This is a genomic window from Nonomuraea mangrovi, from assembly GCF_042681425.1.
Lineage (GTDB): Bacteria > Actinomycetota > Actinomycetes > Streptosporangiales > Streptosporangiaceae > Nonomuraea > Nonomuraea mangrovi.
Genome location: NZ_JBHUFV010000003.1, coordinates 248,575 through 262,121 on the forward strand (window position 1 = coordinate 248,575; position 13,547 = coordinate 262,121).

At 70.6% G+C, this 13,547-nt stretch carries 13 protein-coding genes and 1 pseudogene; 7 read left to right on the top strand and 7 right to left on the bottom strand.

The features are described from left to right. The first annotated feature begins 58 nt into the window (after positions 1-58). On the top strand, positions 59-910 hold the full coding sequence (locus tag ACFSKW_RS01340) for an LLM class flavin-dependent oxidoreductase (protein WP_379568215.1): 852 nt from the start codon (positions 59-61) through the stop codon (positions 908-910). On the opposite strand, the gene add is transcribed toward ACFSKW_RS01340, so the two are convergent. Both add and ACFSKW_RS01350 read right to left on the bottom strand, forming a co-directional pair. After that, a complete protein-coding gene (add, locus tag ACFSKW_RS01345; protein WP_379568217.1) occupies positions 879-1,820 on the bottom strand; it encodes an adenosine deaminase in 942 nt (313 codons plus the stop codon). The genes ACFSKW_RS01340 and add overlap by 32 nt on opposite strands. 66 nt (positions 1,821-1,886) lie before the next feature. Beyond that, positions 1,887-2,801: pseudogene (locus tag ACFSKW_RS01350) on the bottom strand (RNA polymerase sigma factor); the annotation flags it as partial. Between the two features lie 127 nt (positions 2,802-2,928). On the opposite strand from ACFSKW_RS01350, the gene ACFSKW_RS01355 reads away from it, so the two are divergent. Beyond that, positions 2,929-3,549, top strand: a complete 621-nt coding sequence (locus ACFSKW_RS01355) for a TetR/AcrR family transcriptional regulator (RefSeq protein ID WP_379568219.1) — start codon at positions 2,929-2,931, stop codon at positions 3,547-3,549. A gap of 53 nt (positions 3,550-3,602) precedes the next feature. On the opposite strand, the gene ACFSKW_RS01360 is transcribed toward ACFSKW_RS01355, so the two are convergent. The 3 genes from ACFSKW_RS01360 to ACFSKW_RS01370 all read right to left on the bottom strand — a co-directional run bounded on the left by ACFSKW_RS01360 (position 3,603) and on the right by ACFSKW_RS01370 (position 6,431). Beyond that, positions 3,603-3,791: a hypothetical protein gene (locus ACFSKW_RS01360; RefSeq protein ID WP_379568221.1), complete on the bottom strand. Its 189-nt coding sequence runs from the start codon at positions 3,789-3,791 to the stop codon at positions 3,603-3,605. Between the two features lie 155 nt (positions 3,792-3,946). After that, positions 3,947-4,999 carry a winged helix DNA-binding domain-containing protein gene (locus ACFSKW_RS01365; protein ID WP_379568223.1) on the bottom strand — a complete coding sequence of 351 codons (1,053 nt, stop codon included), beginning with the start codon at positions 4,997-4,999 and terminating at the stop codon, positions 3,947-3,949. A gap of 10 nt (positions 5,000-5,009) precedes the next feature. Next, positions 5,010-6,431, bottom strand: a complete 1,422-nt coding sequence (locus tag ACFSKW_RS01370; RefSeq protein WP_379568225.1) for a WS/DGAT/MGAT family O-acyltransferase — start codon at positions 6,429-6,431, stop codon at positions 5,010-5,012. 40 nt (positions 6,432-6,471) lie between these two features. Between ACFSKW_RS01370 and ACFSKW_RS01375 the strand changes: the two genes are divergently transcribed. Beyond that, the gene (locus ACFSKW_RS01375; protein WP_379568227.1) at positions 6,472-8,118 is read left to right on the top strand and encodes an acetolactate synthase large subunit; all 1,647 of its coding nucleotides are present in this window, start codon (positions 6,472-6,474) and stop codon (positions 8,116-8,118) included. Next, positions 8,118-9,107: a tyrosine-type recombinase/integrase gene (locus ACFSKW_RS01380; RefSeq protein ID WP_379568229.1), complete on the top strand. Its 990-nt coding sequence runs from the start codon at positions 8,118-8,120 to the stop codon at positions 9,105-9,107. The genes ACFSKW_RS01375 and ACFSKW_RS01380 overlap by 1 nt, the downstream gene beginning before the upstream one ends. Positions 9,108-9,137: 30 nt before the next feature. Here ACFSKW_RS01380 and ACFSKW_RS01385 read toward each other — a convergent pair whose 3' ends face one another. Then, entirely contained in the window at positions 9,138-9,722 is a 585-nt protein-coding gene (locus tag ACFSKW_RS01385; RefSeq protein ID WP_379568231.1) for an ArsR/SmtB family transcription factor, read from the bottom strand. Between the two features lie 139 nt (positions 9,723-9,861). Between ACFSKW_RS01385 and sulP the strand changes: the two genes are divergently transcribed. Then, entirely contained in the window at positions 9,862-11,511 is a 1,650-nt protein-coding gene (sulP, locus tag ACFSKW_RS01390; protein WP_379568233.1) for a sulfate permease, read from the top strand. Between the two features lie 8 nt (positions 11,512-11,519). On the opposite strand, the gene ACFSKW_RS01395 is transcribed toward sulP, so the two are convergent. Then, positions 11,520-12,320, bottom strand: a complete 801-nt coding sequence (locus ACFSKW_RS01395; protein ID WP_379568235.1) for an AraC family transcriptional regulator — start codon at positions 12,318-12,320, stop codon at positions 11,520-11,522. 70 nt (positions 12,321-12,390) lie between these two features. On the opposite strand from ACFSKW_RS01395, the gene ACFSKW_RS01400 reads away from it, so the two are divergent. Both ACFSKW_RS01400 and ACFSKW_RS01405 read left to right on the top strand, forming a co-directional pair. Further along, positions 12,391-13,218 (top strand): phytanoyl-CoA dioxygenase family protein, encoded by an 828-nt coding sequence (locus tag ACFSKW_RS01400; protein ID WP_379568237.1) that lies wholly within the window; start codon positions 12,391-12,393, stop codon positions 13,216-13,218. After that, positions 13,215-13,490, top strand: a complete 276-nt coding sequence (locus tag ACFSKW_RS01405; RefSeq protein WP_379568238.1) for a hypothetical protein — start codon at positions 13,215-13,217, stop codon at positions 13,488-13,490. Before ACFSKW_RS01400 ends, ACFSKW_RS01405 begins: the two co-directional genes overlap by 4 nt. Positions 13,491-13,547: the final 57 nt, after the last annotated feature.

Genomic DNA, 13,547 nt, shown 5'->3' on the forward strand with positions numbered 1-13,547 from the left:
GCCGTGCCCATCCCTGCCGATGTTGACACTCGCCAGTAATGTTGATACATCAACAAACATGGAATTCGGACTCAGCATCCCCGCCGACGCCCGTCCTGGCGACGACCCCGTCAGGGCAGCCGTCCGCGCGGAAGAACTCGGCTTCGACTTCGTCTCCACCAGCGACCACCCGTGCGGGAGCGATCCGAGCTTCGAGACGTGGACGCTGCTGTCGTGGATCGCCGCCTCGACCTCGCGGATCAGGATCGCCACGAGGGTGCTCGGCGTGCCCTACCGGCCGCCGGCGATGGTCGCCAAGATGGCGGAGACGTTCGACCGGCTGTCGGGCGGCCGGTTGATTCTCGGGCTCGGAGGCGGCCACTCCGACGAGGAGTTCAGGGCGTTCGGGCTGCGCGTGCCCACGACCAGGGAGAAGATCGACGGCCTCGAGGAGGCGATCCACGTCACCCGAGGGCTGTGGGAGCGGCCCGGCTTCACCTTCGAGGGTGAGCTCTTCCACACCGTCGCGGCCGACCTGGAGCCCAAGCCGTCGCGTCGCATCCCCATCTGGCTGGGCACGTTCGGGCCGAGGGCGCTGGAGCTCACGGGACGGCTGGCCGACGGCTGGATCCCCTCGCTGGGCTTCGCCCCGCCGGAGCGGGCCGCCGTCATGCGCCAGAAGGTGCTGGCCGCGGCGGAGCGGGCAGGGCGGCCCGCACCCACGTGCGCCTACCACATCGTGGTGCACGTCGGTGAGGACCAGGGGCGCCCCGGCATGGTCTCGGGACATCCCGAGGCGGTCGCCGAGCGGCTGGCGAGCTTCGTCGCGATGGGGTTCACCACGCTCAGCCTCGCCCCCTCAGGTCCGGGCGATCAGGCCGGGCGGCTGGCGAGCGAGGTCATCCCGCTGGTGCGGAAAGCCACGCGCTGATCCCCTCCAGCAGCTCGGTCTTCAGTGGCGCCGGGGCGAACGACGCGGTGACCGAGGCGGCGGCCAGCTCGGCGAGGGTCTCGTCGCTGTCGCGCGCGTCGGCGTACTCCTTCAGCAGCGAGGTCTCGCCGTCGGTGTTGAGGGTGACGACCAGCCCCTCCCTCCGCAGGCGGGGCAGCGGATGCTCGGCCCTCGACGGCACGATGCCGAGCAGCACGTTGGAGAACGGGCACACCTCCAGCGGCACGCGGCGCTCGCGCAGCTCGGCCACCAGGGCGGGGTCCTCGAGCACGCGGATGCCGTGGCCGAGACGCTCGGCATGGCCCACCTCGAGCGCCTCGCGGATACTGTCAGGACCCGCGGTCTCACCGGCGTGGTGCACCAGGTGCAGGCCCGCCTCCCTGGCGACCTCCAGCACGTCGGCGAAGGGCGTCAGCGGGTACGTCTCGTCTCCCGCGAGCCCGATGGCGATGACCTCGTCGTGCGCGGTGGCCAGCTTCAGCGTCTGCCACAGGCGCTCGGCCGGGCGGCGGCGGGAGTGGTCGAGGATGAGCGCGCACCTGATGCCGTGCTCGGCCTCGCCCTCGGCCAGCCCTTCGAGGACGGCCAGCAGCGGCATCTCCAGATCGCCGAGCCGTTCGCCGTGGGAGGCGGCGGTGAAGGTGACCTCGGCGTAGCGGGTGCCCTGGGCGGCCTCGTCGGCGCAGAACTCGCGGGCGATCCTGCGGAAGTGCTCGGGCGTGCGCAGGGCGCCGCGGACGCGCGCGTTGTGGTCGGCGAACTGCCGGAATCCGGTGAAGACATCGGGGCGCGGCGTCTGGACCCCGAGCTCTCGCAGGGTGGCAGGGCGGACCGTGCTCTCCAGATGAACGTGCAGGTGGGCCTTGGGCAGCCGCGCGATGTCTCTCACTGGTGTGATCCTACGGAGGACACGTCCCTCCTCACATCTCCTTTTCCCTCCGGCGGCGGGCCCGGCTCAGTTGAGGTAGTCGCGCAGCGCCTCGGCGCGGGAGGGGTGGCGCAGCTTCGACATCGTCTTGGCCTCGATCTGCCTGATGCGCTCCCGCGTCACGCCGTACACCTTGCCGATCTCGTCCAGCGTCATCGGCCTGCCGTCGGTCAGGCCGTACCGCATCGAGATCACCCCCGCCTCCCGCTCGGAGAGGCTGTCGAGGATCTGGAGCAGCTGGCTGCGCATGAGCGTGAACGACACCTGCTCGGCCGGCGAGGGCGACTCGGAGTCCTCGATGAGGTCGCCGAGCTCGCTGTCGCCCTCCTCTCCCAGCGGCGTGTGCAGGGAGATCGGCTCACGGGCGTAGCGCTGCACCTCCGCGACCTTGTCGGGGGCCATCTCGACCTCGGCGGCGATCTCCTCGGGCGTCGGCTCGCGGCCGAGGTCGGCCAGTAGCCGCCGCTGCGTGGACGACACCTTGTTGATCACCTCGACCATGTGCACCGGGATGCGGATGGTCCGTGACTGGTCGGCCATCGCCCTGGTGATGGCCTGCTTGATCCACCAGGTCGCGTAGGTGGAGAACTTGAATCCGAGCGTGTAGTCGAACTTCTCGATGGTGCGGATCAGGCCGAGGTTGCCTTCCTGGATCAGGTCGAGGAAGAGCATGCCGCGCCCGGTGTACCGCTTGGCGATCGAGACGACGAGGCGAAGGTTGGCCTCCAGCATGCGCTCCTTGGCCAGCGCCCCGTCCTCGGCGATCCACTCAAGGTCGGCCCGCAGATCGGCGGGCAGGTCGAGCTCGGTGTCGAGGCGTTCGCGGGCGAACAGCCCTGCCTCGATCCGCTTGGCCAGGTCGATCTCCTGCTCGGCGCTGAGCAGCGGTACCTTTCCGATCTGCTTGAGGTAGTCCTTGACGGTGTCGCGGGTTGCTACGGCCTCGTCCATCAGGGTCGCGGTCATGCGTTCCTTTCCAAACTTAGTACGGACATAAGATTAGACTTGACTCTTCCTAGTGTCAACCTAAAATAATGTCGAACCTAAAAATTTGTGAGAGGGTGTGCCCATGAGCACTGACGCGTTGGGTTTGAGGGAACAGAAGAAGCGAGAGACCAGGCAGGCCATCTCTGACCACGCTACCCGCCTGTTCGTGGAGCATGGGTTCGAGCGGACCACGATTTCCGACATCGCCGCGGCTTCCAGGGTCGCGAAGATGACGGTGACGAACTACTTCCCCCGCAAGGAGGACATGGCGCTCGACCACCACGAGGAGTTCGTCGCCTCGCTGGCGCAGACCGTCAGAGGGCGGGCACGGGGAGAGTCGGCGCTCGCGGCGCTGCGCGCCGCGTTCCTGGCCGCGGTGGAGCGGCGCGACCCGGTGATCGGGTTCACGGGCGAGCCGTTCGCCCGCATGATCGCCGACAGTCCCACTCTGGTCGCCCGCCTGCGCGACCTGCACGAACAGCGCGAGGAGGCGCTGGCGGCCGAGCTCGGCGGCGACGTCGAGGCGAGGGCCGCCGCGGCCGCGCTCGCGGGCGTCCACCGGGTGCTGTTCGCCGAGCTGATGCGGCGCACGCTGGAGCACGAGGACGCCGACGCCGTCGCCGCCGCGCTGGAGAAGGCGGCGACGACGGCGTTCGGCCTGCTGGAGCCGTCGCTCGGCGGCTACGCGGTACGCGAGGCGTAGTCGCCGGCGAGGGCTCAGGAGGCGGCCACGAACGCAGGGGGCGGCGGCGTCGGTTACCCCACTCGCGGCCGCCAGTCTGTTTGGCCGGCCTGGTACGCGCCGAGCGCGGAGCGACTGCGAGACCGCAAGCGAACGCACACGGCGGTGACCGCGAACCCGATGGCGGTGAACAGCTTGAGCAGCTTGCCGGGCCGGGAGTTGATCAGCGCGGTGAGCTCCTCGGCGCGGACCTCCGCCCGCATGGAATCGCGGTACCGAAGGCGGGCTGACCGGCGGACGAGCTTCGTCGCCGACCACGGCGAGACGTCGCACATCTCGTTGACGACCCCGCGGGTGACGCGTTCGATCCCTGCCCAGCCGCTGTCTTACATGGCTGAAATAGGGTGCGCGATCGGATCTACGCGGTGATCCGGATCTCCGCCTCCGGCTGTCCCGCGAAGGCGAGCATCCGGCTCGCCTCCGCCATGACCTCGGAGGGGAGCTCACGGAAGGGCTTGATCTCCAGGCCCGCCTTGGTCAGCCACCACATGCCTGCCACGAACCCGTCGACCAGGATGACCGGGTTGGTGACCGCCCCCACGCACACCAGCCTGCGGTGCTCGTCAGCCATCATGCGGGTGCGGTCGTCATAGGCCAGGACGAGGTTGTCGAAGTACGGCAGGAAGCGCACGGGGGCGGAGGCGTCCTCGGGGGCCAGTTCGGCGTCGGGCAGGTCGTAGAGGTCGCGGCCCTCCTCGTCGGTGTAGCGGCGCAGCGGCATGCGCTCGACGACCTCGCGCAGCCTCGTCAGGCCCGACCACATCTGGATGTCCTTGGCACTGGCCGGGCCGAAGGCGGCCAGATACCGCACGATCATCGTCTCCACGTCGAGCTCCGCCGACAGCGGGGCGCCGATCCACTCCTCCGCGAGCGTGAACGGCGTGGCGCCGCCCGTCCCCCAGATGCCGTTGGGCGGGGTGTGCACCAGGGGCAGCAGCGCCTGGGCCGACCAGCCCAGCGCGAGTGGTTCCACCTCGGGCCAGCGGGCCGCCAGCAGGTCGCGCAGCTGGGGGCGGGTCAGGGTGCGGCCCTTCAGGTGCTCGCGGGCGAGCGCGGTCAGCTCGCCGAGGTCCACTCCGCCGGTCGCCTTGCCGAAGGCGGCCTGGCGGGAGCGGCTGAGGCAGGCCTGCATGATTGGGCGCAGCCACAGATAGTCGTCCGCGGCGGCCAGGTGCTGGGTGCCGCGCAGCAGCGAGCCGCGCACGACGTGCCTGCCGTACAGGAGGTCGGACAGGTCGTCCTGGGTGAAGCTCGCCAGACGCGACCACAGACCGAAGTAGGGGGCGTTGATCTCCTGGCCCTGCACCGCCACCAGCCTGCGGATCGCCTCGACCGGCGACATCTCCGCGCGGCGCAGCAACAGCTGGCGGTCGAGGGCGGTGCGGTTCAGTGTCCTGCGCGTCAGCTTCATGGCGGCAACGCTACGGCTTATCGCGGAAGGCTTCGTTCCTCAATTCATCGAGTGCGTCGCGGATCCTGTCGGTGATCTCCCAGGCGTCGGGGATCATGTCGCGGTCGGTGACCACGCCGACGTCGAGCGAGCCGTCGTAGGAGAAGCAGGTGATGTTGACGCCGCCGCTGACATCGGTGATCACCGAGACGGGGTAGTGCGTCAGCAGCCGCGCGCCGCACACGTACAGCGGGAACTGCGGCCCCGGCACGTTGGAGATCCCCACGTTGATGGGCGGCGCGGTCTGCCCGACCAGGCCGAACGCCGAACGCGAGGCCAGACCCATGAGAGCGGCGGGCATCGACTCGCTGAACTCCCTCAGCCAGCGGGCGGGAGCCAGGGAGAAGCGCTCCTTGATCCGGTTCATCGACTTCTGGACCTGCTCCAGCCTGGCCACGGGATCCTCCACGTGGACAGCCAGCGGCGCCGTCATGATCGCGACCTGGTTGCCCGGGCCGCGCTCGCGCAGCGAGAACGGCACGCCCGCCACCAGGGGCCCGTCGGGGACCCCGCCGTGCGCGGCCAGCCATCCGCGCAGCCCGCCCGCGCACACCGCCATTACCACGTCGTTGACCGTCACGTCGAAGGCTTTGCGCACCTGCTTGATCTCCTCAAGCGGCAGCGACACGAAGGCGAAACGCCGGTGCGCGGAGATCGGGCCGCTGAACGGGGTGCGCGGCGCGGGCAGGGCGGGCAGCCCCGGCGCGTCTCCCGCGCCCGCGACCCTGCGGGCCAGCCCCGAGACCAGTTCCACGCCCGGCACCTTCGACACCACGGGGATCTCGTCGAGATGCGGCACCGCCCTGGCCGCGAACCTCACCGCCTGCGCGGGGTTGGCGGCGAGCCTGGTCAGCGCCCGGCCCACCATCGCGGCCCAGCCGGGCGCCGGCTCGTCAGGCTCTGGCTCGCCCTCGGGGGGCGGCGCGGGCGTCGGGGTCAGGTCGAGCAGCGCGGCCAGCACGTCCGCGCCGCCGACGCCGTCGACCGCCGCGTGATGGATCTTGGTGTAGAGGCCCATGCGGCCTCCCGACAGGCCGTGGATCAGGTAGATCTCCCACAGCGGCCGGTTGCGGTCGAGCCTGCGGGCGTGTAGGCGGGAGACCTGCTCGGCCAGTTGCCTGTCGTCGCCCGGCGGGGGCAGCCCGATCTCCCTGACGTGGTAGTCGAGGTCGAGGTCGTCCTCACGCACCCAGTACGGATGATCGAGGCCGAGGGGCACCGGCGCCAGCTTGCGCCGCATCGCCGCCACGTGCGGGAGCCGCTGCGTCAGCAGCTCCTGCAGGTCGCTCCTGTTGAGGTCGCCGTCGAGGATGGCCAACCCCGCGATGTTGGCGACGTTCGTCGCGGTCTCGAAGTTGAGGAACTGCGCGTCGAGTGCAGTGAGCTGCGCCATACCAGGAAATTTACTGTGCTTCCGGATTGCTGCAGAGACCATGAGTAGCACGGCTGCCGCGTTGCTGGTCCGAGCGCTGGAGGCGGAGGGCGTCACGCACGTCTTCGGCATCCCCGGCGAGGAGAACATCCATTTCATCGACGCGTTGAACGATTCCTCGATCCGCTATGTCCTCGTCCGCCACGAGCAGGGCGCGGCCTTCATGGCAGAGATCTACGGCAGGCTGACGGGCAAGGCGGGCGTCGCCTCCGCGACTCTCGGCCCTGGCGCGATCAACCTGCAGCTCGGCGTCGCCGACGCCACCACCAACAGCACTCCCGTGGTCGCCATCTCCGCGCAGGTGGGCCTGGACCGCATCTACAAGGAGTCGCACCAGATCGTGGACCTGGTGTCGTTGTTCAGGCCGATCACGAAGTGGTCGGAACTGGTTCCCACCGCGGCCGCGATCCCCGAGATGCTGCGCAAGGCCTTCAAGACCGCTCAGACCGAGCGGCCGGGAGCGGTGTACCTGGCGATCCCCGAGGACGTGGAGAAGGCCGAGGTCCCCGACGACGTCAGGCCGCTGCCGCTGAACGTGGTGCGCCCGGTCGACCCGTCCTCCTCGCAGATCGCCCGCGCGGCCGACCTGCTGGCCACGGCCCGCCGTCCGATCATCCTGGCCGGCCACGGCGCCACCAGGGTGGGCGCCCGCGACGCGCTGGTCCACTTCTCCGAGCGGCTCGGACTTCCCGTCGCCACCACCTTCAACGGCAAGGGCGTCTTCCCCGACGACCACCGGCACGCGCTGGGCGCGTTCGGGTTCATGCGCCACGACCACGTGAACTTCGCCTTCGACGAGGCCGACGTGCTGATCAGCGTGGGGTACGAGCTCCAGGAGTTCGACCCCGTGAAGATCAACCCGGACCGGTCGAAGAAGATCATCCACATTCACCAGTTCCCCGCCGAGGTCGACGACCACTATCCGGTGGCGGTCGGCGTCCAGGGCGACATCTCCAGGTCGCTGCACGCCCTCGGGGAGGCCGTGCACCGGCGTTTCACACTCAGCCCGACCGTGGAGAAGGTGCGACGGCTGATCAGGGAGGAGTTCGAGCAGGGGCGGACCGAGGAGGGCTTCCCGCTGACACCGCGCAGGGTCGTCGCCGACATCAGGCAGGCGATGGGCCGCGACGACATCGTGCTCGCCGACACGGGCGCGGTGAAGATGTGGATGTCGCGCATGTATCCGACCTACGAGCCGAACACGATGCTGGTCTCCAACGGGCTGTCGTCGATGGGGTTCGCGGTGCCCGGCGCGATCGCCGCCAAGCTCGCCTTCCCCTCACGCAGGGTGCTGGCCGCCACAGGCGACGGCGCGTTCCTGATGAACTCCCAGGAACTGGAGACCGCGGTGCGCGAGCGCGTGCCGATCACGGTGCTGATCTGGGAGGACGACGCCTACGGGCTCATCGACTGGAAGATGGGGCTCGAGCTGGGGCGCAGCTCCAACATCGCGTTCGGCAACCCCGACTTCGTGAAGTACGCCGAGAGCTTCGGGGCCAGGGGCTACCGGGTGGACTCGGCCGACGCGCTGCTGCCGACGCTGCGCGAGGCGCTGGACGGCGAGGGCGTCTCCGTGATCGCCGTTCCCGTGGACTACTCGGCCAACCTCGCGCTGACCGAGTCGCTCGCGGGCCTAAGATCGGCTTGATGGACGCGCCTGCCGTAGTCGCCGACGACCCGCAGCCGCCCGCGCCTGCCGTACGGCCTGCGGGCGACCCGTACCACGTCTACCTCGACTCCCTGGCCGGCGCGGAGTCGAGGAGGACGATGCGGGGCTGCCTCGACCGCATCGCGCGCGTGCTGACGGGCGACGACGCGGTCACCGGCGCGGGGATGCCCTGGCATCTGCTGCGCTACGAGCACACCGTGCGGATCAGGACCGTGCTGACCGAGCAGGGCTGGTCGCCCGCCTACGTCAACAAGCACCTGGTGGCGCTGCGGCGGGTGCTGAAGGAGGCCTGGCGGCTGGGGCAGACCAGCGCCGAGGACTACGCCAGGGCCGCCGACCTGGCCCCCGTCACGCACACGAGGCTGCCCGCGGGCCGGCACGTGCCGCCGGAGGTGGTCGGGGCGGCGCTGGCGGCCTGCGACGACTCCCCCGCCGGACTGCGCGACGCGGCGCTCATCGCCGTCCTGTACTCCACCGGCTGCAGGCGGGCCGAGGTCGCCGGGCTCGCGCTGGTCGACTACGAGCCCGGCGCCCGCTCCCTGCGGGTGCTGGGCAAACGGGACAAGGAACGGCTGGTCTACCTGACGGGCGACGCGATCGGCCTGCTGGAGCGGTGGCTGGCCGTCCGCGGTGGAGCCACGGGGGCGCTGTTCTGCCCGATCAGCAGGTCGGGGCGGCTGCGGACGCGTGACGAACGGCCGGTCCCGTTGACCGGGCAGGGCATCGCCGACATCCTGGCGCGCAGGCTCGGCGAGGCCGGCGCGGGCAGGCGGACGGCGCACGACTTCCGCAGGACGTTCATCGGCGAGCTGCTCGACGCCGGGGTGGACCTGGCGACCGCGCAGGCGCTGGTGGGGCACTCCTCCCCGGCCACGACCGCGCGCTACGACCGGCGTCCTGAGAACACCCGCAGGGAGGCCGTCGACCGGCTCAGGCTGCCCAGAGCCCGTCCCCTCACGCCCGGCTGACCCTTCCTTCGCCGCCGGTCCGGCCTGTCGTCACCCCTCGGGGACGCTGGGATGGACGGCGACCACGATGCGATGATCGCGTCCTCCCTCCGCGTTCTCGTCGTGGTACTTGGACACCAGCCTGGTGACCGCGTCGGCCAGTTCCTCGGCGAACGCGGCCCGGTCGGCCGCCGAGGAGAAGCGGACCGTCCCGTCGACGGCGAACGTCGCCAGGCGCTGCTGCGCTTTGGTCGCGCCGGTGATGAGCGTGCCGACGTCGCGCACCAGCCGGGAGGCGACGGCCAGCAGCCAACGGGCCGACAGGCCGTCGGGCGCGCGCGACGGATCGGGTTGCACGGCCCCGAGCGCGGCGGGCGAGATGACGTAGGAGGCGGCGGTGGCGCGCATGACCCGCTCGATGGCGTTGCCCTTGCGCCGCTCCTCCACCAGCTCGACCAGACCATGATGTTCCAGGGTGCGCAGATGGTAGTTGACCTTCTGGCGAGGCAGGCCGACCTTGGCGGCCAGCATGGTGGCCGAGCCGGGCTCGGACAGCTCGGCCAGCAACCGGGCCCTGATCGGGTCCAGCGAGATCTCGGCCGCGGCCGGATCCTCGATCACTGCGACGTCGAACACCCCTCTACGGTCGCACCGACAATTCGGTTTGTCAAAGCCGAGGAGGCTTGTCGGCCATGGCCCCTCCTTCCTTCGAGGAGACAGGCCCAGGGTCAGGAGCGGGTCAGGTGTCCCGCCGCCATGGTGCGACACTGCGGTCATGGTCCCGTTCCTGCCATACCGGCGAGAGTGGCTGCGCGGTGACGCGCTGGCCGGGCTCACGGTGGCGGCCTACCTCGTGCCCCAGGTGATGGCGTACGCCACGGTGGCCGGACTGCCGCCGGTCGCGGGACTCTGGGCCGCCCTGGCGCCGCTGGCGCTGTACGCGCTACTCGGCTCCTCACGCCGGCTGTCCGTGGGCCCCGAGTCCACGACCGCGCTCATGACCGCGGTCGTGGTCGGACCGCTCGCGACCGGCGACCCCGGCAGGTACGCGACGCTCGCCGCCGCGCTCGCCGTCGCCGTCGGCCTGCTGTGCCTGGTGTGCCGGCTGCTCAGGCTGGGCTTCGTCGCCGACCTGCTGTCACGGCCGATCCTGGTCGGCTACATGGCGGGCGTGGCCGTCATCATGATCGCCGGACAGCTCGGCAAGATCACCGGAGTTCCGGTGTCAGGGACCCACCCCATCGCCGAGGTCGTCTCGTTCGCGCGCGGGATGACGCAGACCCATCCGGCGACGTTGCTGCTCTCGATCGCGGTGCTGATCCTGCTGTTCCTGGCCCAGTGGCGGCTGCCGCGCCTCCCCGCGCCGCTGCTCGCCGTCCTCCTGGCCACCGCCTGCGTCACGCTCTTCGGGCTGGAGCGGTACGGGATCAAGGTGGTCGGCGAGATCCCCGCAGGCCTGCCCGCGCCGGCCGTTCCCGCGCCCGCCGATCTGCGCGGCCTGCTGCTGCCCGCGTTCGGCGTGCTCCTGGTGGGCTACAGCGACAACGTGCTCACCGCGCGGTCCTTCGCGGCCCGGCACAACGAGCAGATCGACGCGAACAGGGAACTGCTGGCCCTCGGCGTGGCCAACGTGGGCGCGGGAGTCCTGCACGGGTTCCCCGTCAGCAGCAGCGCAAGCCGAGCCGCTCTGGCCGAAGCGGCCGGTGGCCGCACGCAGGTGTACTCGCTCGTCGCGCTGGCCGCCGTCGTCGGCGTGCTGCTGTTCGCCGGGCCCCTCCTGGCCGACTTCCCCGTCGCCGCGCTCGGCGCCATCGTCATCTACGCCGCCGTCCGGCTGATCGACGTCGCCGCCTTCCGCCGGCTGGCGTCCTTCCGTCGCAACGAGTTCCTGCTCGCCCTGGGCGCGTTCACCGGCGTGCTCGTCTTCGACATCCTGTACGGCGTGCTCCTCGCGGTCGGCCTGTCGGTCGCCGAGATGCTGTACCGCGTCGCCCGTCCCCACGACGCCATCCAGGGCATCGTCCCAGGCCTGGCGGGGATGCACGACGTCGACGACTACCCGCAGGCGCGCACCGTCCCCGGCCTGGTCGTATACCGCTACGACTCACCGCTGTTCTTCGCCAACGCCGAGGACTTCCGGCGTCGCGCGCTGGCCGCCGTGGACCGGCACGAGGGGGCGGTGTCGTGGTTCGTGCTCAACGCCGAGGCCAACGTGGAGGTCGACGCCACCGCTCTGGACGCGGTCGAGTCGCTGCGCGCGGAGCTGACCCGCCGCGGCATCGTGTTCGCGATGGCCAGGGTCAAGCAGGACCTGCGCGCCTCGCTCGACGCGTTCGGCCTGACGGCGGCGATCGGCGAGGACCTGCTCTTCCCCACCCTGCCGACCGCCGTCCAGGCCTACGAGCAGTGGGCGGGGCGAGCCTGAGCCCGGCCTCAGCCGCCGTGCCGGCCCGCGGCCGGGCGGGCGTCCGCGGACGAGCCCGACGCGCGGATGACGCGCGGGGCCGCGCCCAGCGTTCTGCGGCAGGCCTTGTTGAACGCCTGGAGGTCGCGCATGCCGACGGCGGCCGCGACCGCGCTGATCGGCATCGTGGATTCGGCCAGTAGGTGGCGAGCGCGGATCATCCGGCGCCGGTGGATGTAGGCGACGACGGTGACCCCCATCTCCGCGTGGAAGAGCCTGGTCAGGTGGTTGTGGGAGACCCCAGCGACCCGAGCGACGCCGGACACCGACAGGGGGGAGGCCAGGTGGGCCTCGATGTGGGAGATCGCGGCGGCGACCGCGGGATGGGGGTGGTCGCCTCCGCTCAGGGTCGCCACCCTCCAGAGCGCCGTCCAGATCTCGGCGGCGGTCCTGGCGGGGGCCTGCGGGGCGGCAGCGATCGCGGCACGCAGCATGTCCGACAGCGCGGGCGCCTGCACGCCCGCGTTCTGCATGACCGGTACGGCGTGCGCCCCTGCTCCGCCCGGTGCGCGGAAATGCACGTAGAGGTGCTCCGACGGCCCCCGGTAGCGGTAGCGCGCCTGCGTCCCCGGCGGGATCAGGCTCACGAACCCTGGCTCGATGGCGTGCGGGGTGCCCGCCACAGTGAGTTCCGCGCTGTAGCCGTACAGGTGGAACTGCCAGAGCTCCGGCAGCAGATAGGTGTCGTGCCGCCTGCTCACGCCGTGCAGGCCGACGCCGATGTCGACCACCTCGGGTGGCTCGTCGAGCGAGATCTCCACGACGCGCATGGTGAGAAAATACCAGTTTTGGGGAAGATGACCCACGATTTTCCAGGCATGACGCCCTTATGGTCGACGCATGCCAACCAGTGATGGTCACCTCCTGACCTCTGTGCAGATGGCGCGATTCGTCGCGGCGGGGTCGTTCCGCCTGGACGCGGTCGTGCCTCCCGATCTGAACGCCCAGGCGATCGACGTCTTCACCGCGGGCATTCCGCGCACGCCGTACGGGACGCCGGTGAAGGAGGCCTTTCCCGAAGGCTCGTTCCCTCGGCGGCTTATCGAGCTGCCGCCCGTGGCGGGCGCGCTGCGAAGCCTCCTCGGGCCTGACCCGACCGTCGACCACCACTTCGTCCACATCCGCGAGCCGCACGAGGGCAAGGCCCAGCCCCTGCACGCCGACGCGATCATCGACACCCGGCCTGACGCCTTCGACGTCCAGCTCATGTACTACCCGCAGGACGTCACCGAGGACATGGGCGGCACGCTCAGCGTGCCCGGCAGCCACCTGCGCAGGACCAATGAGAGCGACACGGGCCGCTACCAGAACCTGCGCGGGCAGTCCATGCTCACGTGTCCCGCGGGCACCGTGGTGCTGCTGCACCACGGCATCTGGCACGGCGGGCGGCGCAACGACGCCGACGTCCCCCGCTACATGTTCAAGATCCGCTTCAATCCGACGGTCCCCCAGGTCCGCCTGTGGGACACCGACGACCTGCACGATCCCGCTGTGCTCGCCGAGCTCGACACCCGCTTCCCCTGGTACGAGCCCGCGACGGCCCGGCTGGAGATCCACAACCGGATCAAGCTCTGGCGGGTGCTCACCGGCGACGACGGCTTCGACATGGACCACTGGGTGACCCGGATCGGCAACCGGCCCCGCGTCGCCACGGGAGGTGCGGCGTGAGCCCCGTACGACAGAAGGTTCTGGTCCTCTACCTGGCCGACTCCGCGCTGGACTCCACCGTGATCGGCTGGGCGCGCTACGACGGCACCGGCCGTACGACGTCGGCGACCGGTGACAGTGTCACCCCGCCCTACGAGCGCGGGCTCGACGCCCTGCTGGACGGCTGGCGGCTCATCCAGGCCTCCCAGCTCATTCCGCCCTATCCGGGGTACGAGTACGACACGTCCTTCCTCAAGCACGAGTTCTTCTTCGAAAGGCTCGTCGACGTCTGACCGGGCGCTGAGGTGAGGCGCGGGCCGCCATGCGGACCCGCGCCCGTCACCCGGCAC